The sequence below is a fragment of the Paenibacillus barengoltzii G22 genome (genome assembly GCF_000403375.2).
Classification (GTDB): Bacteria; Bacillota; Bacilli; order Paenibacillales; family Paenibacillaceae; genus Fontibacillus; species Fontibacillus barengoltzii.
Genome location: NZ_KE159655.1, coordinates 549,680 through 574,960 on the forward strand (window position 1 = coordinate 549,680; position 25,281 = coordinate 574,960).

22 protein-coding genes and 1 pseudogene are annotated in these 25,281 nt (G+C 47.2%); 8 read left to right on the forward strand and 15 right to left on the reverse strand.

Annotation, left to right across the window (positions count from 1 at the left end; all coding sequences use genetic code 11):
- Positions 1-122: 122 nt before the first annotated feature.
- The 10 genes from C812_RS20255 to C812_RS20300 form a co-directional block, all read right to left on the reverse strand.
- Positions 123-575: a helix-turn-helix domain-containing protein gene (locus tag C812_RS20255; RefSeq protein ID WP_016314516.1), complete on the reverse strand. Its 453-nt coding sequence runs from the start codon at positions 573-575 to the stop codon at positions 123-125.
- Between the two features lie 134 nt (positions 576-709).
- Complete coding sequence (locus C812_RS20260) at positions 710-1,939, reverse strand: MFS transporter (protein ID WP_016314517.1); 1,230 nt, start codon at positions 1,937-1,939, stop codon at positions 710-712.
- Positions 1,940-1,955: 16 nt separating this feature from the next.
- Positions 1,956-2,831, reverse strand: a complete 876-nt coding sequence (locus C812_RS20265; protein ID WP_016314518.1) for an NAD(P)-dependent oxidoreductase — start codon at positions 2,829-2,831, stop codon at positions 1,956-1,958.
- Between the two features lie 117 nt (positions 2,832-2,948).
- The gene (locus C812_RS20270; protein WP_232228305.1) at positions 2,949-3,653 is read right to left on the reverse strand and encodes a TetR/AcrR family transcriptional regulator; all 705 of its coding nucleotides are present in this window, start codon (positions 3,651-3,653) and stop codon (positions 2,949-2,951) included.
- Positions 3,654-3,699: 46 nt separating this feature from the next.
- Positions 3,700-5,289, reverse strand: a complete 1,590-nt coding sequence (locus C812_RS20275) for a methyl-accepting chemotaxis protein (protein WP_167669348.1) — start codon at positions 5,287-5,289, stop codon at positions 3,700-3,702.
- Between the two features lie 43 nt (positions 5,290-5,332).
- Positions 5,333-5,827 (reverse strand): hypothetical protein, encoded by a 495-nt coding sequence (locus C812_RS20280; RefSeq protein ID WP_036626042.1) that lies wholly within the window; start codon positions 5,825-5,827, stop codon positions 5,333-5,335.
- A gap of 591 nt (positions 5,828-6,418) precedes the next feature.
- Positions 6,419-7,000, reverse strand: a complete 582-nt coding sequence (locus C812_RS20285) for a DinB family protein (protein WP_036626045.1) — start codon at positions 6,998-7,000, stop codon at positions 6,419-6,421.
- Between the two features lie 67 nt (positions 7,001-7,067).
- Positions 7,068-8,015: a helix-turn-helix transcriptional regulator gene (locus C812_RS20290; RefSeq protein WP_036626198.1), complete on the reverse strand. Its 948-nt coding sequence runs from the start codon at positions 8,013-8,015 to the stop codon at positions 7,068-7,070.
- A gap of 55 nt (positions 8,016-8,070) precedes the next feature.
- A complete protein-coding gene (locus C812_RS20295) occupies positions 8,071-8,637 on the reverse strand; it encodes a hypothetical protein (protein WP_016314525.1) in 567 nt (188 codons plus the stop codon).
- Positions 8,638-8,788: 151 nt separating this feature from the next.
- Positions 8,789-9,400, reverse strand: coding sequence for a stalk domain-containing protein (locus C812_RS20300; RefSeq protein WP_016314526.1), 612 nt, complete (start codon positions 9,398-9,400; stop codon positions 8,789-8,791).
- A gap of 248 nt (positions 9,401-9,648) precedes the next feature.
- On the opposite strand from C812_RS20300, the gene C812_RS20305 reads away from it, so the two are divergent.
- The 6 genes from C812_RS20305 to C812_RS20330 all read left to right on the forward strand — a co-directional run bounded on the left by C812_RS20305 (position 9,649) and on the right by C812_RS20330 (position 16,522).
- Positions 9,649-10,827, forward strand: coding sequence for a sensor histidine kinase (locus C812_RS20305; RefSeq protein ID WP_244268371.1), 1,179 nt, complete (start codon positions 9,649-9,651; stop codon positions 10,825-10,827).
- Entirely contained in the window at positions 10,814-11,452 is a 639-nt protein-coding gene (locus C812_RS20310; protein ID WP_016314528.1) for a response regulator transcription factor, read from the forward strand. Before C812_RS20305 ends, C812_RS20310 begins: the two co-directional genes overlap by 14 nt.
- 87 nt (positions 11,453-11,539) lie before the next feature.
- Entirely contained in the window at positions 11,540-12,382 is an 843-nt protein-coding gene (locus C812_RS20315) for a CPBP family intramembrane glutamic endopeptidase (RefSeq protein WP_016314529.1), read from the forward strand.
- Between the two features lie 137 nt (positions 12,383-12,519).
- Positions 12,520-12,990, forward strand: coding sequence for a pyridoxamine 5'-phosphate oxidase family protein (locus C812_RS20320; protein WP_016314530.1), 471 nt, complete (start codon positions 12,520-12,522; stop codon positions 12,988-12,990).
- Between the two features lie 176 nt (positions 12,991-13,166).
- The gene (locus C812_RS22440) at positions 13,167-14,321 is read left to right on the forward strand and encodes a stalk domain-containing protein (RefSeq protein WP_016314531.1); all 1,155 of its coding nucleotides are present in this window, start codon (positions 13,167-13,169) and stop codon (positions 14,319-14,321) included.
- Positions 14,322-14,497: 176 nt separating this feature from the next.
- Positions 14,498-16,522, forward strand: a complete 2,025-nt coding sequence (locus C812_RS20330; RefSeq protein WP_016314532.1) for a right-handed parallel beta-helix repeat-containing protein — start codon at positions 14,498-14,500, stop codon at positions 16,520-16,522.
- A gap of 122 nt (positions 16,523-16,644) precedes the next feature.
- Here the strand turns inward: C812_RS20330 and C812_RS21695 are convergent, their stop codons facing one another.
- The 3 genes from C812_RS21695 to C812_RS20350 all read right to left on the reverse strand — a co-directional run bounded on the left by C812_RS21695 (position 16,645) and on the right by C812_RS20350 (position 21,798).
- Positions 16,645-19,323 carry an S-layer homology domain-containing protein gene (locus C812_RS21695; protein WP_016314533.1) on the reverse strand — a complete coding sequence of 893 codons (2,679 nt, stop codon included), beginning with the start codon at positions 19,321-19,323 and terminating at the stop codon, positions 16,645-16,647.
- Positions 19,324-19,762: 439 nt separating this feature from the next.
- A protein-coding gene (locus C812_RS20340) for an IS3 family transposase (RefSeq protein ID WP_248931314.1) occupies positions 19,763-20,913 on the reverse strand; the annotation gives its coding sequence in 2 pieces (ribosomal slippage) (positions 19,763-20,658 and positions 20,658-20,913; 1,152 coding nt in all).
- 30 nt (positions 20,914-20,943) lie between these two features.
- Complete coding sequence (locus C812_RS20350) at positions 20,944-21,798, reverse strand: helix-turn-helix transcriptional regulator (protein WP_016314534.1); 855 nt, start codon at positions 21,796-21,798, stop codon at positions 20,944-20,946.
- Between the two features lie 117 nt (positions 21,799-21,915).
- Between C812_RS20350 and C812_RS20355 the strand changes: the two genes are divergently transcribed.
- Complete coding sequence (locus C812_RS20355; RefSeq protein WP_016314535.1) at positions 21,916-22,758, forward strand: NAD-dependent epimerase/dehydratase family protein; 843 nt, start codon at positions 21,916-21,918, stop codon at positions 22,756-22,758.
- Positions 22,759-22,811: 53 nt separating this feature from the next.
- On the opposite strand, the pseudogene C812_RS22055 reads toward C812_RS20355, so the two are convergent.
- Positions 22,812-23,094: pseudogene (locus C812_RS22055) on the reverse strand (zinc ribbon domain-containing protein YjdM).
- A 95-nt stretch (positions 23,095-23,189) separates the two neighbouring features.
- Positions 23,190-23,588 (reverse strand): nuclear transport factor 2 family protein, encoded by a 399-nt coding sequence (locus C812_RS20360; RefSeq protein ID WP_016314536.1) that lies wholly within the window; start codon positions 23,586-23,588, stop codon positions 23,190-23,192.
- Between the two features lie 522 nt (positions 23,589-24,110).
- Between C812_RS20360 and C812_RS20370 the strand changes: the two genes are divergently transcribed.
- Positions 24,111-25,028, forward strand: a complete 918-nt coding sequence (locus C812_RS20370; protein WP_016314537.1) for a LysR family transcriptional regulator — start codon at positions 24,111-24,113, stop codon at positions 25,026-25,028.
- Positions 25,029-25,281: the final 253 nt, after the last annotated feature.

Genomic DNA, 25,281 nt, shown 5'->3' on the forward strand with positions numbered 1-25,281 from the left:
CCTTTTTTATGGATTGATGAAACAAACTTCCCTAAGCGATTAGGTTGATATGTCAACCAATGAAAGTCTATCTCCAGCAACTTCCCGTTCCCCATCCCAAGATTGAGCTGCGTCTTTTTATGTCAATCTTGCTTGTATCGTTCCTTAAGAATACCCGACCCGATTCCGGAGACAATCATCAGCACCAGTGGGCCAAAATTCCATAGGAATTTGCCGCCAAGCAGGTCAATATCGAGCGAGAATACTTTGTTCAGAATGAGGACACCGATCTTAATAAGTAGCAGAACAAGAGCTGCCAAAAATAGAACATCAAAGAAAAATTTTAGTTTCGGATGAGCCAACTGTTTACTTTCTTTGATCACCTTTTTTGTCAGCTCCTCATCACTTTTTAATAACTCATCAAGACTAATATCAAACAAGTCGCTTATCTTCAAAAGGGTTTCAATGCTCGGATAATTCAGCCCTTTCTCCCATTTGGAGACTGACTGGCGACTGACAAACAACTTCTCGGCTAATTCGTCTTGAGTCCAGCCCTTTTTCATTCGCTCCGCTTTTAACTTCTCACTAAAGATCATCACAACACAGCCTTCCTGAAATTGATAAGCTCATTTTAAGTGATGCCATCTCTAATGTAAAAGAACGGATTGGTTACATCCCAGCGCAACCTCAGGTTGCAAGCGTGATATTAAGCTAGACACGGCCTCTACGTCTATCCGCGCGAACGGCGCTCCGCCTTAAATGCGTAAGTCTTGCCTCTCCATACCGTAAACCAGATGATCAGTCCAAGAAGTGCAACGGCCCAAGCAAAAGATCCCGCCCCGGTGGAATCCAACAACAGTCCGCCAACGACGCCCCCTCCAGCAACGGCCAGGTTAAAGACGGTCACCAGCATCGATTGTGCCACATCCGCTCCCTCGCCTGCCGCATCCGCGATAGCCGTCTGCAGCAATGTGGGTGCACCTCCGAAGGTCAATCCCCAAATCGAAACACACAGATAGGTGATCGCATGGATTTCGCTAACCAGCCCAAGTGCGATGGAACCCAATACGAACAAAGCCAAGCTGATCAGTGTCAGGAAACGAAGCCGGACGTCTATAAATTGACCTGTGATCCAAATCCCAACGATGGATGAGCAGCCAAAGATCAGCAGAATGAGGTCCAGACGATTCGCAAGCCCGATGTGAGCCATAAATGGCGCGATGTAGGTATAGAGGATGTTGTGAGCCAAAATCCATACAAAAACGACGAATAGTACCGAGCGAACCCCAGGAATTAGGAAAACTTCGGGGATAGGCTGCCGTTGATCATGTCTTTGGCCTGGATAATCCGGCACTGCGGCAAGGATCCACACGATGAGAGCCAGCGCAAGGATGGAGATCATTCCAAAGATCCCCTGCCAATCAAGCAAAGTGCCAAGCCAGGTGCCCAGCGGTACACCTAGAGATAAGGCAATAGGCTGACCCACGCCCACAATCGCGAGTGCACGCCCCTGCAGATGATATGGCACCATTCTTCTCGCATAACCGGCTAGCAGTCCCCAGGTCAATGCTGCCGCCATACCTGCAACGAATCGAGCACCCAAGGTCAAGTAATAGTTGGTAGACAACGCGGTTACCGTGTTAAAAAGAAACAAGCCGCCGACTGCCAACAATAATACATGTTTCCTGCGCCATCCACGCGTTGCAGCGATCAGCGGAATGGCCGCCACCACCGAGCCAAAGGCATATAGCGATACAAGCTGGCCCGCCATCGCTTCGGAGATGCCAAAATCCTTGGAGATTTGCGGCAGCAACCCTGCCGGCATCGTCTCTGTTAATATGGCGATAAAACCAGCCATAGTGAACGCAAGAAGTCGCCAAACGGGAAGTCCAACTGATGCAGGTGCATCCTGAAAGTGAATGCCTGTTGGTGTAGATTCAATATTTTTAACTTTATTCATAGCGTTATCGTTCTTCTCACACCAATCCGGATGCAGCCATATCTTTGTCCTGATGCCCCGCTTCGAGCGCCCGCCGGAATCTTTGCAGCCCGGCAGCGGCAACTTCTGCAGTGAGATCCGCCTGCTCCACAGCTTCCATCACCAGTTGGGCGTCTTTGAGCGCATTCGCCACCGAGAAGCTGACAGGGTAATCATTCGCAAGGATTAAAGCCGCTTTAGACTGAAAAAATGCACTATCCATCGGTCCGCCCTTCACCACATCCACCACCAACGCGGGATCAACGCCCAGCCCCTTGGCGATAGCTAAGCTCTCCGCAACACCATGTGTCAGTGCGAACGCCCAGCTATTTAATGCAAGCTTGAGCCGGCTGGCCGCTCCAATCTTCTCCGACACCCACACGGTCCGTTTGCCAATTGCATCAAACACGGGTTGCACGGTATCTCGATCTTGAGTTGGCCCGGACGCCATGATAACAAGTTGGCCCTGTTCCGCCGGTTGACGAGTGCCCTGGATGGGGGCATCAAACAGTCTGAGTCCATGTTGCTCCGCGAAGCTCGCCAATTCTTCGATCGCTTGGATGCCAACTGTACTCATCTGAATCCAGATCGCTCCCTGGGATAAACCGGAGGCTGCACTTTTCATCACTTCCAGCACGGACGCCCCATCCTTCAGCAGCGTAAGAATTATATTCGCACCTTCCACTGCCTCCTGTGGCGAGTCAAAAACATCCAAACCGGATGCGGCAAGCGCCTCTGCTTTGGCACGTGTCCGATTCCATACACGCACAGAGAAGCCCTGCTTCTGCAGATTACGCGCAACGGGTGCCCCAATAATGCCGGTGCCAAGTACGGCGATCGTTTTTGGATTTGATTTCGTCTCTGCTGCTGTCATTCGAATAACCTCCTCTTTTTTGGAACGTTCATTACAATATTCTGCAAAAAAATTCCTGCAAGGTGTACTGCAGGTTTTTTTCAAGATAAATTTAGAGCGGTGCGATGTTAGCCATTATTAAAGTACCTGGAGAGTGACCTCCACAACATCGAGCAAAATTTGCCGCCGATCCTGCCCAAGATACCCTTTACTTAACACTCGCATCCCTTGAATTGCATTGAGGATAAAGCGAGACAGTGCGCGAACATCCTTGTCTGCAGCAATTTCTCCGCTCTCTTGGGCATATAACAAGGTCTCATAGATGGTTGATTCAAAGGATTTTAAATTTTGCGTCACAATGGCAGCCACTTCCGCATCATGGCTTGCAAGCTCAAGAGCTGCGCTGGCGGTCATGCACCCAAGCCCTTTATCATCGCTGAGTTCTTCATTCACCACTTCCATCAGCAAAGCTCTAACGCGCGCTTTAACTGAACCAGGTCCAGATAACACCGCAATTTTCTCTGCCTTCAACTCCTGGTATCGGCGCAGCGATTGCTCATACAGTTCATGCTTACTGCCAAAGGCATTGTAAATACTGCTTCGACCGAGTTCTGTGCCTTCGACTAAGTCTTGAATAGAGGTCGCCGCATAGCCGCGTTCCCAAAACACATGCATGGCAGCATCCACGATCTCGTCTGGATTAAACTCTTTGGGGCGCAAATGCTCACCTCCCTGCGTCATTTTGAAATGGTCATTACAAAATAGAACATAAATCTTTACCCTTTTTTTGTCAAGACTGATGTGCGTGAGATGAACCTGATTTGAAAAATAGCCGGTAAACATGGGAGTTGCATCTTTTACCGGCTTTTTTCAACATAGCGAGGCCTTGTCAGACTGCAGTATCTTCTCGCAATATAAATTTACTTAAATCTTCTTGCAATTTCCGGGACATATCCCTCAACTCCTCGGCAGAGCTTTGAATTTGCTCCATAGAGGCCAGTTGCTCTTCTGCAGCTGCCGCCATGTTCTCCGCTTCATCCGAAGTCTGATGAGAAATATCAGAGATCTCCGCAATAGAGGCGGTTACTTCCTCCATCTCGGCCGACATTTCTTCAGAGGTAGCAGATACTTCCTGAATCCGTTCGCTGACGAGCTTGACCTCATTCAGAATTCGATCGATGGCCGCTTGAGATCGTTCAATGGAATCCATCCCCGCATTCGTCTCGGTCTGCATCGAACTCATGGCAGTTACGGTATCTCCAACAAGGGATCGTATAACATTTAACAGTTCCGAAATGGTCTCCCCGGATTTGGATGTTTCTTCAGCGAGCTTTCCAACCTCTTGTGCAACAACAGCAAAACCACGACCATGTTCCCCTGCGCGCGCTGCTTCGATATTGGCATTCAGCGCAAGCAGCTTGGTTTGATTCGCAATATCCATAATGACTTGAATGATTTGTTCGATCTGCGCGGAATGCTCATCGAGCTTCGTTACAATCTGGGAGGACTCGAGCTGCGTCTTCTTAATGCTTGTCATTTGATTTACGGTCTCCACCAACTGCTGATTCCCATGATCTGCGTGATCATTCGCTTTCATTGCGATCATGGCAACCTCGGATGCAGCTTCAGCAACTCGCTGAACACCAATCGCCATCTCATTCATGGTGGCCGACGTTTCTGCGGTTGTTCTCTTCTGTGACGTTGTCCCTTCCGACACTTCCTGTACCGCAACAGCAACCTGCTGCATAGCCATGGTAGATTCATTGGAGATTTCAGTGAGTTTCAGGGAAGCTTGGAATGTGGTTGCCGCAATTTGTTGACTATTGCTTAGCACCCGATTCATCGATCTTTGCATTTCATTAAAGGCAATCCCGACAAGCTGCAGCTCATCCTTCGTATGCAAGACAATATCTTGAGAGAAATCGCCCTGGGCCATGGCTTCGGCACGCTGTTTTAAAGTACGAACGGTTTCGATCACGCTTCTATAGAAGGCTGCATAGAATTGGAACACCAACAGCAGTACCACAGCCGTAATTAATAAGAAAATATTTCGCATCGTCGTAATATCATGGATACGTCCCTGAAGCTTATCATCCAATTCGATAGCGGCTAACTCGAATAGCTCACCCGCTGATTTAATGGCCGTCGTCCCTTCATCAAAGAACACATTAGCATCCATGCTCATTCCTTTAGGGTTTAAAATTTCTTCATCCAGCAAGCCGAGAAATTGCTGAAGGTTCTGTACAGTCTGTTCCCCTTTCTTAAGGAGTTCCTCATTCATGGTGTTGTTCAACTCGTAAATTTTGGCCAGCGACTTGTTCAGATTGTCGAGTTCTACCTCACTCATTGAAACTTCTACTTGCAACTGAACTGCCATATCATTCGACAGTTTTCCTGTGACGAGAACCCCGTTTCCCTGTCCCCGGAAGACCGCTGCACTCTCAATTAATTGAGGCAGTTCCTCGACGGTCATTTTCATCAAGTAATAGGAGTTAATCTCATTATCCAGAGATAGGCTCGACTCATCCGCCACTGAGAACGATCAGCTCTTTAGCCAAGGACACCAGATCAGAATGACGATCAAAACTCTCGGTTGCCTTTAAGCCTTCATAAGAGCTGAGCAGGACTTCCCATTCTTTTTTGAGAGAATTCCATTTTTCATAGGATTGGGGAAGACCATGCTCAAGAAAATGATGGTCCATTTCTTCAATCAATTGAGAGATCTCTTGTTGCTTCGCCGCAATTTGAGCCTTGGCTTCTTTATTTCCGTTCAGGTACCCGTTTACAAGTCCGCGATGCTCTTGAACCCTCAGGATGAAAGGCATCAAGTCTTCGACTTGCTCCAAGCCAATTCGCTCATTCTTCATCGTTTTCAAATCATTTTGCTGCGTTGAGATCCAGATAGCTAGAAGGATAGCAATCGGAATCAGAAATAACAAACTGATCAGCATGAATTTTTGTCCATATTTGAGCCTCGTAATGATTGAGGTAAATGGACTTAGAAATTTGTCTAGCATCTTACCACACACCCTTTGCATATATATGTATTTCCTTTGATGCCCTTGTGTGTTGCCAAGATATTCGACCTGAGATTTAGTAGAAAAACCACAATCTATCGATTGTGGACTGAGGTAAACGAACCTTAATCTTTATTCACGATATCCGATCTTGATGTGTAAACCTGCTAGCTCCTGCTCGAATCCGGTCATACTTGGCTTCATAATCTTGAAAATTAACAATAACCCGTTCAATCTGCACGGGTAATCTCGCTCTGATCATCCTGCTACATAAGTCCCCGCAACAAATTGGATCAGATCAAAGATGAATCCTTGAATTCCATACTCTTATATTTAAAGTATCGGCAAAATTTTCTCTATTGTGAATAGATGCACAAGTAAATCTAAAATTTCTCCTCGCTTATCTTCATGCAGACGCAAAAAAGTAACCAGCTTAATGGCAATCTTGAACATACGAACTCCTCCCAAGACCTTACAATACCTATGATACAGCTATCCGTACCGTTCACAAGAACATACTAAAGGCCATCCTTCATAGGATGGCCTCACGCTCGCTACCGTGATCATCATCAAGAAAACTCTCTGGTCAACCTACCCCTGCGCTTCCCTCCAAGCCTTGTCCAGACGCTGCTTCTGAAGCAAATGGTGGCGATAGTGCATTTCGATCAGGTGGAGCCATTCCAACGCATTTAATCCGCCGAATTGCGGATGGGAAACTGTATTTCGAGCGATCTCTTTACTCGATTCTGATCGGCCCTCGGTAATCGGATCGAACACCAATGCAATCTCAGGCTCGATCTCGCTCATCTTGCGTAATGTATCCTGCATTCCACCCACAAGCTGTTCTTTGCTTTCCGGTTGCGGCGGTGTGTATTGTGGGGACGGGGGAACTCGGACTCGATCTGGCGGAAAGCTCCCCATTGTGAACAGCTTCTCACCCAGCTGCGTCTTCCCCTCCCGTGAGACTTCCGTGCCGCCGCCCGGTTCAAGGCATAGTGCGACATTCCTCAACTGCCACTGTGCAGAGCGGATTAAATGCATGTACATCTGTCCCAGTGACCATTCGTCCTCCGCCGGCTTCCATAGCAGTTGATCCAGACTTACACCATCCAATTCGCGTATATAAGTGGTGACGGTCTCCTCGAATTTACCCAATATTTCTTTCGTATCCATTACTGAACCCAACCCCTTCCTGTTCAAGTTAGATTCAGCATACCTAAACACTACTGACAACAGTTTGTCAGTAGTGTTCCAGCATTTTTTGGATTTCCTCTCGAACTTGGGCACGCAACGATTCCGGCTCCAGTACACGTACCGCCGCTCCCCATCCAAGCGTCCATGGAAGAAGGTCCTCCACCCGCCGAACGCGGAACGTCGCCAACCCGCCTTCCTCCCCCAGTTCGAACGACTCCATATAGAAATTGTCTGATTCCTGAACCCGGTCTGCAATGGCATGATCGACCCACATGCGGACGGTCACATTCCGATCGTCTACAGATCGGTGATCCTGAAAGCTAAAGCCCGGCACGATGTTGAACGACTCTTCCAGTACAACAAGCTCGCTCATACGAGACAGCCGAAAGTGCCTGATGTCTTGCCTCAGTTCGCAGAACGCAACAAGCATCCACACCCCTTGAGAAAAAACGAGCCCATAAGGATGCACCGTCCGCACGCTATGACGATCTCCATCCGGATCCGGCCATTTTTTGGAGTAGCCAAACCGAACCTTCCGCTTCCGCAGAACCGCTTGGCGTAACTGTTCGAACGTCTCTTTTTCCTGCCCGCGCGTTTTCGTTCCATGTTCATTCAGCAGTCGAATTGTCGATCGAATCCGCTCGGTCTCCTCGAATACGTTCTCCGGCAAAATCGCCTCGATCTTCTCCTGCGCACTGCGCGCCTTCGCCCCGTACTCCGCGTCCAACCTCATGTTGACGAAATCCGCTCCGATAAGCAGCGCCACCGCTTCCTCCGATGTGAAGCTAACCGGAGGGAGAAAGTATCCATCCATTAAGGAGTAACCAACTCCCGGTGCCCCCGCCACCGGAACCCCCGCTTCGCTTAGCGCTTGGATGTCACGGTATATCGTGCGGACACTCGTCTCGAACTTGGCGGCCAAATCCTCGGCGCGCAGTACACCTTTACGCTGCAACTCAATCACGATGGCCAGCATTCGATCGGTTTTGTTCACATCATCCGCATCCTTTTTTTGAAACATCAAAATAACCTTTGTCTTTTATTCGCTTTCAATTGCCCCGTTGCGTGTTCTCATATAGCTGAAACATATCCATTTGCTCGCCTAGAGACTTCGCATGATGGAAAGCATCCTTAACGCCGCGTCTATTCTGTATAAGCTCGTAAAAGAACCTCAGGACAAACATGAGCGCATCATTTCCATCTGGATAGTCATTAGGTCCAATATAGAATTCGCAGCCACTGTCAAGGAATGCTTGTGCCGTCTCAAATGCTCCAACTGAGCACCCGGTGCCGATGACCGTTTTCCCTGCCAGCTTGGCAAATCGTCTGATCTCCTCCGGCCCAAAGTTCCCCTTAGGTTCCTCCGGTTCGTAGATGCTTTCTTCCAGCTCTGGCATGATCAGTTGGCCTTCGTCGCCATGGAAGCTAAGAATGATCGTGTCCGTATTCGGATATAGATCCCTGCCGGATAGGATATCTGTCAGGTCACTTGGTCTGCCGACCCAATAAGTAAACACTCTTGCACCAAAATACTCCAGCGTGGCTCGAATGGATTGGACTTCCATATCGCAATCAGGCCCGCATACCAATGCGACGTTCTTTTCAGGTTTACTCATCTTTTCCCCCTCAAATGGAGGTCCGTCTCCTCCTATCATTTCCCAATATTTTACCATCAGGTGAGATGCGAGGGCAATTTGGGTGAGCATGATAATATTAAAAGGCTCTCGATTTGCGAGAGCCTCTTGCTTTGCTTATGTGTTTATATAATCAGCGATAATACGAAGTAGTCAACGGGACAAAGACAGCTCCTCCATTTTTCGCATTCCCATTAACATATAGGGAGTTGAAACCGCTAATATCAACCTCGATCGTCACAAGTCCATCTTCCGGTTTAATGACATCGACAGTTTTCAGTACCGTTGAACCTTCAGCATCTTTAATTTCAAACTTTTCAATGTTTTCCCCGATGGCTGCAATTTGAAGATAGAGCTTTTGATATTGCTTCTTGGGATACAGCATAAAGCTGCTGCTACGATCGCCGGAAGCTGAATTATAATATACCTCTTTGTAATCTTTGCCTTGATAAGTTGTATATTGAGGGTCTTTCGTATGGTACATATCATCGAAGCCTTTGGCAATGGATGTTCCTTCAACTTTTTCTCCTAAGTTGACAGTATTCGTTGCTGCATCGAAGCTGACCGCAACGCCTAGAGCTTCTGATACCGCACGAACGGGCAAATAAGTTGTATTATCGTAAGAGATTGGAACGACTTGCTTTCCATTTTGATTGGTAAGTTGCACAGCAGTTCCATTGACTACAATCTTGATGTCATGGTTTAAGTACGCTTTAATTTCCTGGAGTTTAGAACCTAAGGACACCCCTGCCAGGCATCCTTCACAGATACGATCTAAGTGATTCCTGTCATGTTTTCAACTGTGAATGAGCCCTGACTCCCTCAAATGGATTAATTCTAATTTAGCATGGTTAATTCCCACATTTACGAAATGTAAAGAAAACTTTAAGTAGAACGAACCCCCGATTTTTCAATTGTCTTTGCACCATAAAATCGTATAATGTATAAAACTGAAGTTCTGAAGATCTTTATCGGAATGGAAGCTCGGAGATCATGATGAAAAAAATTCTACCTTTCATGGATTGGGGCATATTCGCTCTTCGTTCATACCATTATATTTTGCTGTTGTCCCAACTTTTCATGGACGGCATGCCCTCAACCCGCACATCGTTATACATGATCTGGTTGCTGGCAGCGTTTATCGTCCCTATCCTATTCTGGTTCCCTGGGCGGCGGATGAACAAAACCTGGTTCTGCATCATGGAACTGCTGCTAGGCGGCTCTTATTATGTGAACTCGGTGTTCCATCCTGATTTGGCATCCAAGGCAGACTATTTGTTGCCGAGTCTTGCAATGGGGTATTTGTGCACTCGATACACACTCTGGATCATTCCTATCGCTGCTTTGATTCCTTTTACCTTTCAATCTCACTTCAAATTGTCTTGGGAGCAGACCCTCGGTATCGGAACAGATAACCTGATCTTTTGCTTTATCGGGGTATGGGCAAGCTCCGTAGCCAATGCGTACGATCAGAAAAATAAACTGGTAGCTGAAGTGGGGCAGCAAAATAAGCTGTTAACCCACTACGCTGCGGAAGTTGAGAAGATGACTTTACTTGAAGAACGCCAGCGCTTGTCCAAGGAGCTTCACGATACGCTTGGGCACTCTTTTATATCGCTTATTATGAGCCTCGATGCTGCCATTGCCCTGTTGGATCACAAGCCGGCCGAAGTCAAGGATCGGTTAAATCGCTTAAGAGAATTAGCTGAGCGCAATCTGAACGAAATGAGAAGCATCGTCCATGAGATGGGCGACGAAGGAGAATCAAATCTTTACCAACAGATTGAGACACTTGCGTTCAATTTCCGGGTACATACAGGAACTGATGTGGCTTTAAACCTGTCAGGAACTGAGCCAGCGTTGCGTTTCCAAGCGCGTCAGACCATTCTGCGAGTCATACAAGAATCTTTTACAAACGCATTAAAACATGGAAAAGCAACTCAACTGCATCTGGAGCTTCGGTTTTCTGAGACCCACGTGCATCTATTCATCCGAAATAACGGCAAGCCGATTAATCGGCTGGAATATGGCTTTGGCTTGACTGCTATGAAACAACGGGTTGAGCATTTGGGAGGAACCCTGTCTGTATCATCTGAAGCCGGAACGGACCCGGTTACCGAGGTCAGCTGTCAATTTCCTCTGAAAGGAGTAATCCTGCATGTCCAAAATTAAAATGCTGATTGCGGATGATCAGGAATTAATTCTTGAGAGTCTCCATATCGTGCTGTCGATGGAAGAGGATTTTGAAATTGTCGGGTTAGCCAAAAATGGCGAAGAAGCCGTCAAATCCTGCGAGCAGTTACAGCCGGATATTGTACTGATGGATATCAATATGCCAGTCATGGACGGCGTCGCTGCAACAGCAAAGATTAAAGAGCGAACACCTGCAACCAAAGTCATTATCCTCACCTCTTACCGGGAAGTGGAATATGTGTTGACGGCATTAAGCCATGGCGCGGAGGGCTATTTGCTCAAAGCGATTCATCCCAAGGAACTAGCTGCGGGCATACGTGTCGTTCATGCGGGAGGAACATTAATCACGCAGGAGATGGCCAGTAAAATGATCAAAAATTTGAACCTCAGCCCTGCCCCAAAAATTAACGAATACGGACTTAGCGCTCGCGAAATTGAAGTGCTGCATAAGCTGGCTTCAGGCATGCGTAATCAAGACATTGCCGAGGCCCTGCATCTTAGCGAGGGAACCGTTAAAAATTACATCTCAACGATCTATTCGAAGCTGAATGTGGGAGGACGGCAAGAGGCCGCCCGTAAAGCCCGAGATTCAGGGATCATATGACTTTTTAATGACTATAGCGCACTATGGTTTATGACTTTTTCAGCCTACACTCGTAATAAACGAGCAAAAAAAGGGGATGAAACAACCATGAACAGCAAGTTCTCACGTTTTCCTATCACATGGATGTTGGCGGGGGCTTTGGGCATCATTTTGATCGATTCCCTACTTCGACCCTTGGCCTATCAGGCAGGAGAAGTCGCTTCCCTTGCGATTACATTCGTGGAAGGTTCGATTGCTATTCTCGTATATAGGCTGACAATGAAATACCTTGCTAACCGTCCAACTCCTGAAATAACAAAACAACGCGCAGGTATTGAAGCTGGGATGGGGCTTGTAACAGGGGTACTCTTTATCCTAGTGTCCATTTTGATAATTGTTGTTGCGGGAGGGTACACCTTTCAATGGGCGAGCTCTGCAGATACAAGCTCCATTCTGGCATCCTCCATTACCTCAGCTTTAGGCGCAGCCTTTGTAGAGGAGCTCATCTTTCGCGGGCTTATGTTTCAAGCTATTACGAAATTGGCCGGGCCCTGGCTCGCACTCGCTGTAACCTCACTCTTCTTCGGAGTAGCCCATCTTGGGAATACAGGGGCAACACTATGGAGTGCGTTCGCTATTTCCATTGAGGCGGGCGTTCTGCTTGGAGCGGCATTTATATGGCGGCGGAACCTGTGGTTTGTCATGGGACTGCATTTCGGCTGGAATGCCGTCGAGGGCTTGCTTGGTATTCCTGTTTCTGGGCACTCAACATCCGGTCTGTTTACGGTGAAAGCAGAAGGTGCCGCACTTCTCACTGGGGGAACGTTTGGCCTTGAAGCCTCTATTGTTCCCGTTGTGGTCAGTCTGGCGATCGCCATTCCGATGCTGATGGTTGCCAAGCGGAAACAGCCCTCGTTTAAAGAAATTTCATCTGATCTTACCGGCTGCTGATCATATTCGTCTCCTGCTTCCGGGGCGGGCATCATCCTTGTTCACTTCCACTTTTTCGTATTATTTCTCACATCCACTAGGATTTTACAATGCTATGTTAATGATAGAAACCTTATCCTGCTTTAGGAGGTAATTTGATGAGCAAGTATGATGAAGCCATGAAGTTGCTGGAAGAACAAGTAGGTAACAAGGACTGCCTCATCTCCCTGTCCACCATCGCACTGGAACCGGGTGCGGGTGGCAGAAGCCGCCCCGCCGCCCGTATTGTTGACGCCTATTATGAGGACGGCGCGTTCTACATCGTCACCTATGCGACCTCCAACAAAATGCTGCAGATTGCCCAAAACCCCGAAGTGGCCATTTGTATCATCGTCGAGAACTTTACGGCGGATGGTATTGGTGAAAATCTGGGCTGGGTATGTGACGAGAAAAACGCGGAGATGATGACCAAGCTGCGCAAAATATTCGCTGAGTGGTATTACGAAGCCAATAACGACGAGGACCCTAACACCTGCCTGCTGCGCATTCGCCTGACAAAGGGTCTGTGGAATGACGCTCACAAAGGGATCCGAACTGAGATTGATTTTGTCAATAAGACAGTAAATTAAGTAAACCTTTGCTTATGGTGATTTCCGATCCGGTTAGGGGGCGACCCATTGTGGATGGCAGCAACCTAAAAAAGGGTATCTTCCCCAATCTATGACTTGACCACGCAGTCATATCGGTAAATAATGAAACAATGTGCAAAACGATCTACCGAATATGACTTCAGGAGAATGCCATCATGAAAAAACACCAATCATTAACACGTATCACCGTTGCCTGCACGCTTTTTGCAGTAATTTTCACGGGTGTAGCCTACGCCTCTAGTACTGAAACCAGCATCAAAGTCAGTTTCAGTAACATCAAGTACCTCTTCAACGGCGTTGAAAAGAAAGCACCAGAAAATAATAAAGGATTTATTTACAACGGAACAACCTACGTACCTCTTCGTTTCGTTGCAGAATCCTTGAATCAGGACGTCAAATGGAACGGCAACACGAACACCATTTCAATGATCCCACAGGAAGCAACGAGCACGAACTCAACCGATGCAGAGAAACTTAAGGAAGCAGAGCAACGAATCGCTGAGCTTGAACAGCAGCTCAAGGATCAAGGAACCTCTTCGTCCGCGACTGCTCAAGATGGTTGGATCACCTATGAAACGAAGAATCTCATGCTTCATTTCACACCTAAAGCCGACCAAAGGTTCCATTATCTTTACACAGAGGCTGAGGACATCTTAAAGGCGCAAGATCAATTTTTCGGATCGGATACCTTGAAGAAAAAGGTTGATGTGTGGATTCATGACAGCGACGGCATCTTTAAGATTGACTCTGGATCGTTCCACAATCCACAGCATAATGCCATAAAACTTGCCGTCGAAGAAAACTATAATATGGCGGGTGATGAAAGCGTTCGGTTTGTCTTTGCGCATGAACTGGCACATGCTTACCAGCATCAGAAATGGGATATCTACAAGCTTGGATCTACGCTAAGCGGCAGAACGAGCTGGTTGCTTGAAGGACAAGCAGATTACGTTGCCAAGAAGATCAATGGCTATTCCCAGTACGGTCCTTCCTCTGATCCCGCTGGCGACAAGCGTGACCTTACCTATTACAAGAACGAACTCAAGAGACGGAATAGCGCTTCAGGTTGGTCACCTATCGATTGGAACAAGATCACGTCGTTTACCGACTTAAACTCGTATCCAGACGAGTATTTCTCGTTTGAAAGCATGGTATTCTTCCTCGAACAAAACTATAGCCACGAGCAATACCTGGACCTGCTTAATGAATTCTCGAAGGGCTCTCAGCCTGCAGCGGCTTTTCAGAATGCATTTGGAAAATCAGAAGAAGCGTTGGTTTCTGAATATAAGAAGTATCTCGGCGTAGAGTAACCGCCTAGCATGAATATACGGCCCCTCATCTTCGATGCTTTGCATCCGATTAGGGGCCGTTACTTTTTACAAATGGTTATGTGCCAATATTATGAAGGTATAGTACAATTATGATAATTTAGGATGAAGTTAAGGATTGGTACAGTGAGAATACGATAGAAAGAAGGAGCATTTCTATGGAATATCATGTATCCATACATGGGGATGATCAAGCAAAAGGCACTGCTGATCACCCCTTTCGTACAATCTCACGCGCTGCGGCTCTAGCCATGGCCGGTGATACGGTTATTGTTCATGCAGGAGTATACAGGGAATGGGTGAATCCGGCTAACGGAGGAACAGCCGAGCATCGAATCATATATCGTTCCGCAGGAGACGGAGAAGTCGTCATTACAGGTGCTGAACGGATTACCGACTGGAAGTTTGAACGAGACAACGTTTGGAGCACAGAAGTGCCCAATTCCATGTTTTCCGTTCGTAATCCCTTTGAAGTAGAGTTGAGCGGCGATTGGCTATTTGACGGAGCCTTCCCGGTTCATCTCGGTGATGTATATTTAGATCACAAATCATTATATGAATGTGATAGTGTCGATAAGGTTTACAATCCCGAAGTGTGGCCTGAAGCCAAATATCCCAAAGACTCACTGTTACAATGGTATGCCGAAGTTGGTTCTGTGACAACGAAGATCTGGGCCAATTTTGGCGGCAAAGATCCTCGTAAGGAGAACGTGGAGATCAGTGTCCGTCCTTATTGCTTCTGGCCTGAGAAACCGGGGCTTAACTATATAACCGTAAGCGGTTTCACACTTCGTCAAGCTTCTCCTCAATGGGCACCGCCTACAGACTACCAGGAAGGCCTGATCGGACCTCACTGGAGCAAGGGTTGGATTATTGAAAACAATATCATCAGTGAATCCAAATGCGTTGGAATCAGTCTAGGTACTCCTATCGGTACAGGTCACGCGAAGACTTCGGGGAAGCACAGTAAAGGCGGTACTCAACGGGAGCAGGAGGTGATTTTACGAGCATTACGCTCAGGCTGGCATAAGGACACCGTGGGCAGTCACATCGTTCGCGGCAATGTGATTCACGATTGCGAACAGGCAGGTATTGTAGGTCATATGGGAGCAGCCTTCAGCCACATTTATCAGAACCGTATTTACAATATTCATCACAAACGGATTAGACACGGTGCCGAAGTAGCTGGAATCAAACTGCATGCTGCCCTAGATACACAAATTAGCGAAAATGTCATCTATAGCTGTTACCGTGCACTTTGGCTTGACTGGCAGGCACAGGGCACCCGCATCAGCCGGAATGTATTTTTTGACAACCTTTCGGAAGATCTCTTCGTTGAGGTTTGCCATGGTCCGTATCTGGCCGATCATAATCTGTTCCTCTCCCCTATGAATTTCAGAAATATGGCACAGGGCGGTGCATTTGTCCATAATTTGTTTGCAGGTCATTTTGTAGTTCGTTCTGAAATAACCCGCACTACGCCGTATCACTTCCCTCACGAAACAGCAATGGCGGGATACTCCAATATTACTGGAGGAGATGACAGATACTACAACAACATATTTTTGGGGAATAACGAGGCTTTTACGGAACCTGTTCCAATAACCTTTTTTGAACATCTGCCATTGAAACCAAGGGATGAGGTTGGAGCGGACGGAAAGACCGTCATGGATGGCGTTCCGGACAATTCCATTTGTTATTTGCACGCTGTGGGGCTCGGAGGGTACGATAAACATCCTAATATCAAAGATAAAAAATGGTGGGAATACACGAATGAAGAGCTTGCCGAACTTGGTGATGCAGCAAAGGATTTCTTTATAGGAAATGCGGTTCTTCCGGTAGCTATGGGGGGCAATGTATATCTTAACAATGCGGTACCCAGCCTTCATGAATTGAATGCAAAAATCTATGTGCAGAAGGTCATAAACGTTGAAGTTAACCCTGAACACGGCAAGGTGAAAATTCAGGTCAACGACCCCCATCTGCTTCAGGGAGCCTCTCCTATGGTGATTACCACTGACCTGCTTGGCAAGACGTATCACGCCGATATGAACTATGAGGAACCCGATGGCACTCCATATCGTTTCGACTCCGACTTTGTCGGAATCAAGAGACCTGAGGCAGATGTCACACCTGGTCCGTTTGAATTGACCGACCATGGTAACACAGATTTTGAGATTTAGGTTAAGCCAGGCACACTTAACAGTACAGACAATTCCGACAACTTGCCGCTACTTATGATACGGTTTTCAGCAACATCTACAGTAAGAAAAAAGGACGCCCCAATCGGCGTCCTTTACGGATACTAGTGAAGTGATTCTAGCAATGTCTTCAACTCCGGCTTCAGCTTCAACACATTCAGGATAATCTGCAACGCTTCAGCACGTGTAGCATTACTCTTAGGGTTGAAGCTTCCATCCCCTTTACCGCTAACGATGCCTGCCTGAGCCGATGCTTGGATCTCCTCCGCTGCATACGCACCGTTCAGATCATTGAAATGGCCTTTCGTCTGATCTTTCTCCAAGTTGTCCAAGTTCATGATTCGCGACAGCATGACCACCATTTCTTCACGTGTAACCGTCTGATTCGGCTTGAACGTACCGTCCGGGTAGCCGTTAATTACCCCTGCCGCTACTAGGGTCTCAATATCTTCTTTAGCCCAGGAATCTTCAATGTCCTTCAATCCCGGACTCATTGTGCTGCCGCCTTGGATTTGGAACGCGCGATTCAGCATCACTGCGAACTCCGCGCGGGTGATCGGATTGTTGGGTCTAAACGAACCATCTTCATAGCCATTGATCAGCTTCAACTTGGTGAAAGTGTTGATCGTCTCCTCCGCCCAATGCCCCTGCATGTCTACAAAATTCATTGTAACGTTTGCTTTCTTCGCATCTTCTACTCTGGATGCGATCGTTTTTACTAAATCGGCTGCATTGACAATGCTTCTTTTAAATAAATCATTTGTGGACTCTGGCTCTGGTTTTGTTGGCGTTTGCTCTTGATCTGCCGGAGTCGTCAATGGTGTAGTACTACTTGGAGACGCTGGGCTTCCGCTTCCACTGCCACTGCCACTACCACTTCCACCCCCGCCAACTGTCTCAGATGCTGTTGCCGGGAATACCGCTGTAATTGTGTCAGAATTGGCTTCATTTGTCGTTGTTGCTCCAGCTACCGTGAAGAAGTTTGCTGGAACACCTGTTAACGTATACCCGGCTCTTGGTGAGACCACGATCGTTGCCGTATAAACCGTATTTGCCTTAAACACTGAATCCGCAGGCGACCACGCAACCGTTGCCGTATATTCTGCCGTTGACGGCAGTGTTATGACCGGTGTTGCCCCCCGCACTGGCACCGTGACTCCAGTGATCGCTGCTGTTCCGATAGGCACTACGGGTATTGGCTTAATATCTGCTAAAGTTACGCTCAATACCTGTACGGCCGATGCCGGTTGCTGTGCGGTTGGCTTGATTCGGACATATATTTTATCGCCTGCCGCAACCGTAATATTGTCTTCGCTTGTTCCGGTTATCGCCTGGTAAGCATCCGCATTGACTCTGTACTCCATTAAAGGAGACACACTAGTCAACCTCGTCGTTCCGCTCTGTAACCCCTGCTCCAAAGCCGCAGCAGGTGCATCTGCAGGTTTGATGTCGACATAACCGACCGTTAACGTGAATTCGCCTGATGTTACTGGCGGTGCCATACGGATAGTGATTGTATCGCCAATATTTACTGGAATGTTATCATAAACTGCGTTTGTAATCGATGTGTATGCTGCAGAACCGTTGATCGAAAACTCCATACCACTTTCAACACCATTTAGCTTCGTTGTTCCTACTGTCGCCCCTTGGGTTAGCTGAATCGGCGGTTTCAACTCCGGGTATTGACCAGGAAGTATACGCCACACCAGGGCATCCCAACCTGCGAATGTAGCTTCCAGTTGCATCTCTGCGGTTGTTTTGCCCTCGCCAGCACCCGCAGATTGGCCCGTTGTCACTTTGTCGTAGAAACTGTTATTATACGTTGTCTGAAAATTTGCTCCAACTAATCCACCTACAAATGACTGTCCACTGACTGTCCCAATTGCAAAGCTATTGCTTATTAACCCCTGAAAGGTATTCCCCACCAATCCGCCTATGTAGGATATCCCAGTAACCATACCTGCAGCGTAGCTGTTGCGGATGGTCGTTTGGAAGTAATCACCTACCAAGCCACCTACAACATAAGTCCCACTCACTGCTCCTGTCGCATAGCTTTCGCTAATCGTACTGTCGCGATAAGAGTAACCTACCAATCCGCCTACTTTTTCATTTCCATTCACATCTCCTGTTGCGTAGCTTTTGTGAATGACTCCTTCAAAAACATGTCCAACTAGTCCACCTATCTCATTATCAGATGTTAGATCTATCCCACTCACCGTTGCCGTTGAGTAACTTTCCGAAATTGAACTATTTTCAAAATTGCCCACGAGTCCGCCAACGATATTTTTACCATACACAACCCCCGTCACGCTGCTCTTATCGATCTGACCTTTACTTTGACCGGCTAGACCGCCTACATATCCTTGCCCCCTAACATTCACATTCTCCAGCTTCATATTGATCAGTTTTCCCGAATACCCGATATCCGCGAATAATCCGGCGTAGTCTGAGTCTGAACTTATCGATAAGTTTGAGATGACATACCCATTTCCGTCAATTCTCCCATTAAATCCACTTATCGGTACCCAGTTTCCGTAACCGGCTAAGTCAATGTGATTTGTAAGTATGTAATAAGTGCTGTAACCCGTATGGTTTCTAACCTCGTTTAGTTGTTCAGCGGTTGCGATCTGATAAGGATCTTGTTCTGTTCCCGTTCCTCCAGCAAAGCTGCCTACTGCCGCATACGCCTTACCATCTCCGGTTGCGAACCATCCGGGTAGAGTGCCTAGCACTAACAGCAAGACTAGAAAAATCTTCGATACTCCCTTTATAGCCGTATCCATGTCCGTCATTCCTCCCAAATTGGGTCATATCGTATAAATTGTTGATGAGCCTGCATCAAATTGACTTCTTCCTACTACTTTATCAAAGTGACTCGCTCCTGGATGAAACCTAAAGAAAACTTTATGTTTGAACCTGATAATGGAAAAAGCTCTGGTATATCCTGATGCGGGTGAGGAAATCGAAGAATGGATTGAGCAAATAGAAAGCAAAGATGCTTCCTGGGACTTTTGTTATCAAGCCAGAAAGATATAGCAAAAAAAAGAGACCCGTTTAATCCCAAGGGTCCCCTACTATCACTATAGCTTTATTGATGCAAGTATTTGCAAAGATTTGACTCCACTCTGTTGAATCTGATGCAACTTAGCCTCCCTATTGCTTTATGCTATCCAATAGACTTTGTACCTCTGTCAATAGAGTAGACACAAAGAATCGAGAAAATTATGCGGCAGATCGGTACATACGTTCGCACTCATTGGGCGTAGAATACCCAATCGCGGAATGGATTCGTTTTCCATTGTAGAAGCAGGTAATATATTCAAAAATGCGTTTCTTGGCTTGCTTGCGTGTTTTGAACTTCTCCAAGTAGACAAGTTCTTTCTTAAGCACACTGTGGAACGATTCAATACACGCATTATCGTAGCAGTTCCCTTTGCGGCTCATACTGCCTTTCATCTTGTAGGTGCGCAGCCGCGCCTGGTAGTCATGAGAAGCGTACTGGCTGCCGCGATCCGAATGATGCAGAACCTCTTCGCACGGTCGCTGCTGGCTGTGGGCGCGGTCCAGCGCCGTTAACACGAGTTCTTTCGTCATTCGCTCATCCATGTGAAATCCAACGATTTTACGACTGTACAGGTCCATGATGCTTGCCAGGTATAGCCACCCCTCATCGGTCGGGATATACGTAATATCAGCCACCCAGGCCTTGTTTGGAGCGGACGGATTAAACTCGCGGTTCAACACGTTCTCTTGGACAGGCAGGTTGTGCTTCGAGTTGGTTGTGGCCTTGTATTTCTTCACCGTGCGAGAACGTAAACCCAGCTCCTTCATGATCCGAGCGACTGTTTTCTCGGACACTCGTATGCCCTGCTTGTGCAGTTCTTTTGCTACTTTGGGGCTTCCATATAATCGACGGGATTCTAGAAAGATACGACGGATCCGCCGCTCCAGCTTGCGACGTCGCTTTTCACGTTTGCTGGCTTTTCGCTGGGTCCATTTGTAATAGCCGCTTCGGGATACTTCAAAGGCTTCGCACATCTTCGAGACTCGGCACTTGAAGCGATGATCGTGGATGAAGGCATAGATCAGCGCCGGTCTTTGGCGAAGTAGTGCATCGCCTTTTTTAAGATGTCGTTCTCCTCTTCCAGATCACGAAGGCGTTTCTGAAGATCTCTCATTGCTTTATCGTCGGCTTTCAGTTGCCCACTGCCTGGAAAGGCCTGTGCGCCGTCTTTCTTGTATTCCGCCATCCAACGATACAGGGTGTTGTCGCTGATCCCCAGTTCGCGGGCGACCTGCGCCACCGCTTTCCCTTCTTCCTGGATCATCTGAATCGTTTGCAGTTTAAATTCTTTATCGTATTTTTTCGTCATGGTAGCACCTCGAATTTGGATAGATTCATTTTACCCGATTCTCGGTTCTCCATGTCTACTTTTTAGTCTAGCAGCACTTCGCAAACGTGTTGCAGTATCTGTTGAAGCGGTGTATATCATGATCTTCAGGTCTGGATTGGTCGGCGGCTGCAAAACCACATGCTCGAACTCCATCTCACCGATCCGTGGATCGTAGCTCCGTTTACGGCGATCCGTTGCGACCTGAACGTCATGCAGTGGCCAGATCTCGCGAAACAACCGGCTGCTCTGCATAAATTCATCGATCAGTTCCTGAAACCTTGCATCATTCGGGAATCGCGCATAATCCGCACGAAAGTTCGCAATCAAGACACGTGCCTTGACTTCCCAATCCTTGATATTCGATCCTAGCTCGGGGTCCGTCAAAAGGTGTCTCATCCAATGGGGACGCTGGGGCAGGTTATTGCAGTACACCGGCAATCGAAAAACAAGCTCGGCGGCATGGTTCCACAGCAATAAATCCCAATATCGCCCGATAATGAATGCCGGATGCGGATCGAAAGCCCTTATCGTCCGTTCCAAACCTGCCGTTAATTGCTGACTCTCTGCCTTTTCCGGATGACTCGGTCTTGCGAGGTGATGGAGATGACGACGTTCATCCTCGGTCAATCGCAGCGCTTTAGCTATATTATTAAGGACGTCCTCTGATGGATTGACGCTTCGACCTTGCTCCAGAGAGGTATACCATGATGTTCCGATGTGGGCAAGGTGTGCGACTTCATCCCTTCGCAGCCCCGTGGTCCGCCGCCGGCCATAGGATACCAACCCCACTTCTTCCGGAGTCAGACGTTCTCGACGTGAACGTAAAAATTCACCTAACGCCTTCCTAGAGTTAACTTCCTCCATATACCACTCCTCCTATCCTGACACTTCCAATCGTACGATAAACGCAGGAAGGAAGCGGCTTGCACATTTTATTATACTCCTCGTGTAGCACCCGAATAAAATGCAGGAGGAATGAAAATGAACGTTTTTGTAACAGGAGCCACGGGTAAAGTAGGCAGCCGATTTGTTCCGCGTCTGTTGCAGCGCGGTCATCACGTTAAACTGTTGGTTAGGGATGCTGCCAAGGCGGATGGGCTTCACCAGCAAGGGGCTGAAGTCATTGAGGGCGATCTTTTGCAGCCGGACCATTATATTGATGCCCTCCAGGGCGTGGATGCCATCGTTCACTTGGCAGCACAGTTTCGTGGAGTAGACGAGCACACCACTCGAACGGCAAACTTCGATGGAACCCTGGCACTAGCCCATGCTGCACTAGAAACGAATGTGCCAAGGTTTGTTTTTTCCAGTACCAGTAATGTGTACGCTTCGGTAGTCCGTTCGAGACCAAGCCGTGAAGATGACGAGCTCAAGCCCACCCATGCTTATCCTCAAAGCAAAGTTAAGGCCGAGGAGGCGCTGCTGCAGCTCCATCGCGAACAGGGATTGGGCGTGCGCATCGTACGATTTCCCTTTGTTTATGGCGAAGGGGATCCTCACATCACCGAGGTGATGCCGATCTTCCGGAACTGGAATCCAGCCAAGCGGATTCACATGGCACACCATGCGGACATAAGCCAAGCCTTGATGCTCGCCGCATTCACGCCGGGGATTGATGGCCGAATCTATAACGTTGCCGATGATGCGCCGATCTCCGTGTTGGAGCTGTTTCAACTTCATCATAGCGAAGTGTCACCGGAAGCGTTACAACAGGACTATGATCCATGGGATATGATCGTAGATACGACGCGGATCAGAGAGGAATTACAGTATCGACCGATTTACCCTTCGTTCTATTCCGCAAGAGGTGCAGGAGCATTATAATGTAATTCAACGGCAAGATTTAAGGCCATCCCTTGTGGGATGGCCCTTAGACGTTAGCTCTTCTTTACAAATTCTGACTTCAGCTTCATTGCACCGAACCCGTCAATTTTGCAATCAATAAATATTATGATCGCCATCTACCAAGCGGATATTTATCACCTTTGTACCGATCTTCAACGTCGATGAGCTTCCTTTGACTTTCAGATCTTTAATGATCGTTACGGTGTCCCCATCGCTCAGGACGATGCCATAGGCATCTTTTACAATCTTTTCAGCAACGGGGCCATTCTCGGATTCCGCAGACCACTCATGGGCACATTATGGACATACGAGCATCAGCCCATCTTCATAGGTATATACGGACCCGCACCAATAGGATTCCGTAATCCCCAAGCCATTTCGGCATGTCCCTGATCCCCTTCGTGAAAAAATCAATCCCCTCTAAAAGAAGCCTCCAAAGCACCCGTATCTTCAAAGCCTCGAAAATACTTAATCTTGCCGTCTTCCACTTCGCAAACGATCGCCCAATAGCTTTCAAAAATTTTATCGGTAGGCCGAATCCGATGTTTAAATCTTCCCCAAGCAAAAGCTGTGATTTCATCAGCGAGGATCTTATAAATCTCGAATTCTTGGGTATCAAGATCTTTCTGGAACTTAGACAATAGCGTCCTCACACCGTCTATCCCATAATAGGTTCCATAAAAGTGATGTCTGTCCGTCTCCTTCTCGAATGCAGCGATAAACTTGGCATCACTGTGAACACAGCTGAGCGCTTTATCCATATCCACTAAGTTATCGAGATATGATTGTAACACTTGATCAGGTTTCATATCGCATCAGTCTCCTTTTTAGAGATGGAACATTTGTCGGTAGCACTCCATCCAATTCGTCATTTCTTTACCTTATTGCATCAATCCGAAGGTTTCGTTCCGGAGCCAAACAGCGTTTCATATTGAGGCGAAATTGCAGACGGGAATCCGAAGGATAAAGTGGTGTATTTGTCCATCCAATAAACCATATGACCAACATTCCAACGAATCGTGTTATTGAAATGCTTCGATTGAATGTCGAATTGATCTTGAGAAATGCCTGAAGCTGCCCGATCACGATCTGACGCAGAACTTTTCCAGTTGTTATTATCGAATTTCCCATGGTTAAAACACCTCTCAATACATTTATTGTAAGTGTTTCGGTTACATCCAGATTGTACCTTTGCCCCCACAAAGCAACAATCACGAGATTCCGATTCAAATGATCGGTTTGAGTAATGATTGAATGAGAGGGTTTGGGATAAGTTGGATTACTGTTTATAATTAAAAATTGAGGCCATTTATTATAAGGGGGAGTGAGGAATGGAACTTAGACAGCTTGAGTATTTTGCCGCTGTTTGTAAGGAAATGCATTTCTCAAGGGCTGCTGAGAACCTATGCACGACCCAGTCGAATCTGAGTCAGCAGATCAAGTTTCTGGAAAACGAGCTCGGGATGCCTCTCTTCGATCGGATTGGTAAACGGATCGCGTTAACGGAAGCGGGCAAGATCTTGCTCGATCAATGTCATATTATCTTCGATCGGATCGACTACATTAAGGGGGCAATTACGGATCTGAAGCGAATGGAAGGCGGTGTGCTAGACATCGGGATTCTTCCTGGAGACGGAGATTTGCTGTTTGATGCACTATTGATCAATTTCCACCGCACATATCCCAAGCTTTCCATACGCGTTACGGAGACCGTGGACGTTTATGAACAGGTTGTGGACGGCACAAGGGATCTTGGGGTTACCATTGTGCCTGCGAATCCGGAGGATCGCATCTCGATCATCCCTTTGTTCCACGAGGAGTTTGTTTTAGCCATCCAATCGGATCACCCTTTTGCAAAATCAAAGGCGATCCCCTTTGAACAATTACAGCAGTTAAAGATGGTAATGTTCGGTCCAGAGCATCAGATTACGAAGGTCATCCATTCTTGTTGTCAAGAAAAGGGAATTGCGATAGATAATTCAATTGTAACCTCTACATTATCGACGCTTCTGTCCTTAGTCGAACAAGGGGTAGGAGCGGCAATTCTTCCGCGACTGCTGCTTGATTACCTGAAACGCGATAACATTTCAGCCGTGACGCTGCTCGATCCTACACCAAGTCAGGATATTTGCATCCTACATCGAACGGACAAATTTATGGGGCAAGCTGCCAAAATATTTATAAACGAATTGCAGTCTTTCATTCAAAGTGTAATGAAACTTTCCAATCGGTCTTTGGGGGGATTTTAGTCGTCACTTATGGTATCGTTCATGCGAATTGGGCAATTCCGTTCTTTAACACGCCTAATTCAGTCAGTAATCGATTATGGGAATAATCAAACCAGCAAAAACCTAAGTCACCTTTAAACGTCTGCTTCTCTTCATCTCACCGTACCCTCATTGGAGCCGTAACCTACCGTAGCCCCTGCCTTGATAGTCTGTATGACCCCCTCGTTCTAAAAAATAGAAATCCATATATGCTAAGGTGAGATGGTGATTTGCG